The sequence below is a fragment of the Roseateles sp. genome (assembly GCF_031397715.1).
In the GTDB taxonomy this organism is placed as follows: domain Bacteria; phylum Pseudomonadota; class Gammaproteobacteria; order Burkholderiales; family Burkholderiaceae_C; genus Paucibacter_A.
In genome coordinates, this window is the sequence record NZ_JANNMI010000131.1 from 1 (window position 1) to 2,291 (window position 2,291).

A 2,291-nucleotide genomic window follows, 5' to 3' on the forward strand; every position below is an offset into this window, starting at 1 on the left:
CACCACGCGCCCGGCGGTAAAAAATTGATTGACCGTCAAGACGATGCGTCGGCTGCGGTTGATCGCATTCAGTGCCTCGTCGACAAAGCCATGCGGCCGACCCGAAAAACTCACCAACAAATGATGGGCAGCGCAAAACGCGTCCAAATCTAGCGGCAGGTGCTCCAAAGGATGGCCACGCCGCATCACGCATACATATTCGCTGTCGTAGAGCCGATGCTGGCGAATCATCGACTGCTCACCCTGAGCCCGCAGCGCCGCTACCGCGCCGGGGAAATAGCCGACCGCAAAGTCCGCCTCACCCTGATCGAGCAAGCTGCGCGGATCGCGTGTGGCCAGTGGCAGCACATGCACGTTGGCGAGCGCCCGCGCTTCCTCAAGCTGCGCGATCAGCGGCGGCAGCAACAGGGCGGCGGTGGCGTCGGCCATCGCGATGCGAAAGGTGTGCGCCTGCGTCTCGGGCTGAAATTCTCCCGGCGCAAAAAGCGCCTGCAGGCGCTGCAATATCAGTTGCACCTCTGGCCACATGCCCTCCGCCCTTGACGTCGGCTTCATCCCGAAGGCCTGGCGGACGAACAACTCCTCACCCAGCGCTTCGCGCAAGCGTTTCAGCGCGTGGCTGACCGCCGGCTGCGTCATCGACAACCTGGCGGCCGCCCGGGTCAGGCTGCGCTCGGCCATCACCGCATCAAAGACTCGCAGCAGGTTCAGATCAAGATTGCGAAAGTTCATTGCATCCCGCTCGATATATGAAACTTTGATATCTTCGATTCAAACAATTCATTTGTCGATGACTAGGGTTTACCCGACAATGCGGCATCGGCTCAAAAAAGCCACCCAACAAGCCTCACACCAAGGAGATGCCATGAGCGTCGCAACCCAAACTTTCGGCCGGCCAATGGCCCGCAATATCCGCCACGGCGGTTCGGTCACTTCCATCGGCGCACGCCTGTGGATGAATGTGATCGCATCGGTCAAGGCACGCATGGCCGTTGCCGCCGAAGCGCGCGCCGAGCGTGAACTATTGGCGCTGGCCCAGCATTACGAGAGCAGCATGCCCTCGTTTGCCGCCGAGTTGCGCGCCGCCAACTGCCGTCGCTGAAATTCCGACTCGAAAAAAAGCCCGCTGAATCAGCGGGCTTTTTGCTGGGCGGCGCTTGCTTTCTCAGCTTATTCAGCCGCCAAACGCGCGGCGATCTTCAGCTTGGTGGCCGGCAACTCGGCCGGCAGGTGATAGGCCAACTGCTGGAACAGCTCCTCGTGCAGCTGCATCTCCAGCCCCCAAGCTGCCTTGTCGATATGGGTGGTGATGTTGAACTGCTCGGGCGTGAAGTCCAGCCCGCTCCAGTTGATGTCCTGGTAGCGCGGCGTCACGCCGAAGGCATGCTCGTCGCCACCGCCCTGGCCTTCGATGCGGTCCAGCATCCATTTCAGCACGCGCATGTTCTCGCCATAGCCGGGCCAGACAAACTTGCCGTCGGCACCCTTGCGGAACCAGTTGACGCAGTAAATCTTGGGCAGCGTGGCGCCGCTGGCCGCCAGCTTGGCGCCCATGTCCAGCCAATGCTGAAAATAGTCGCTCATGTTGTAGCCCATGAAGGGCAGCATGGCAAACGGGTCGCGGCGCACCACGCCCTGCTGGCCGGCCGCGGCGGCGGTGGTTTCCGAGCCCATGGTGGCGGCCATATAGACGCCCTCGGTCCAGTCGCGCGCTTCGGTCACCAACGGCACCGTAGTCGAGCGGCGGCCGCCGAAGATGAAGGCGTCAATCGGCACGCCGGCGGGGTTGTCCCAGTCGGCATCCAGCGCCGGGTTATTGATCGCCGCGACGGTGAAGCGGGCATTTGGGTGGGCCGCCTTGGCGCCCGTTTCCTTGGCGATCGCCGGCGTCCAGTCCTTGCCCTGCCAATCAATCAAATGGGCCGGCGGGGTGGCGGTCATGCCCTCCCACCAGACATCGCCGTCATCGGTCAGCGCGACATTGGTGAAGATCACGTCCTTGCCCAAGCTGGCCATGCAGTTGTAGTTGGTCAGCTCATTGGTGCCGGGCGCGACGCCAAAGTAGCCGGCTTCCGGGTTGATTGCGTACAAGCGGCCATCGGCAGCGGGCTTGATCCAGGCGATGTCGTCACCAATGGTGGTGACCTTCCAGCCTTCGAACGCCGCCGGCGGAATCAACATCGAGAAATTGGTCTTACCGCAGGCACTAGGAAAGGCCGCCGCGAAGTGGTACTTCTTGCCCGCGGGCGAGGTCACACCCAGGATCAGCATGTGCTCGGCCAACCAGCCTT

Annotated in this window: 3 protein-coding genes; 1 reads left to right on the top strand and 2 read right to left on the bottom strand. The window is 62.3% G+C overall.

Translation table 11 applies throughout. The annotated features are described in order from the left end of the window. On the bottom strand, positions 1-732 hold a 732-nt coding region (locus RMO57_RS05705; protein WP_310385026.1), incomplete at its 3' end, for a LysR family transcriptional regulator. A 133-nt stretch (positions 733-865) separates the two neighbouring features. Between RMO57_RS05705 and RMO57_RS05710 the strand changes: the two genes are divergently transcribed. Next, the gene (locus RMO57_RS05710; protein ID WP_310385027.1) at positions 866-1,102 is read left to right on the top strand and encodes a hypothetical protein; all 237 of its coding nucleotides are present in this window, start codon (positions 866-868) and stop codon (positions 1,100-1,102) included. Positions 1,103-1,170: 68 nt separating this feature from the next. Here RMO57_RS05710 and RMO57_RS05715 read toward each other — a convergent pair. After that, the coding region (locus RMO57_RS05715) for a phosphoenolpyruvate carboxykinase (GTP) (protein ID WP_310385028.1) at positions 1,171-2,291 on the bottom strand (1,121 nt) is incomplete at its 5' end.

Excerpts from the sequence above, each read along its gene's own strand:
- RMO57_RS05710 (WP_310385027.1), top strand. The coding sequence starts at position 866 with ATGAGCGTCGCAACCCAAACTTTCGGCCGGCCAATGGCCCGCAATATC.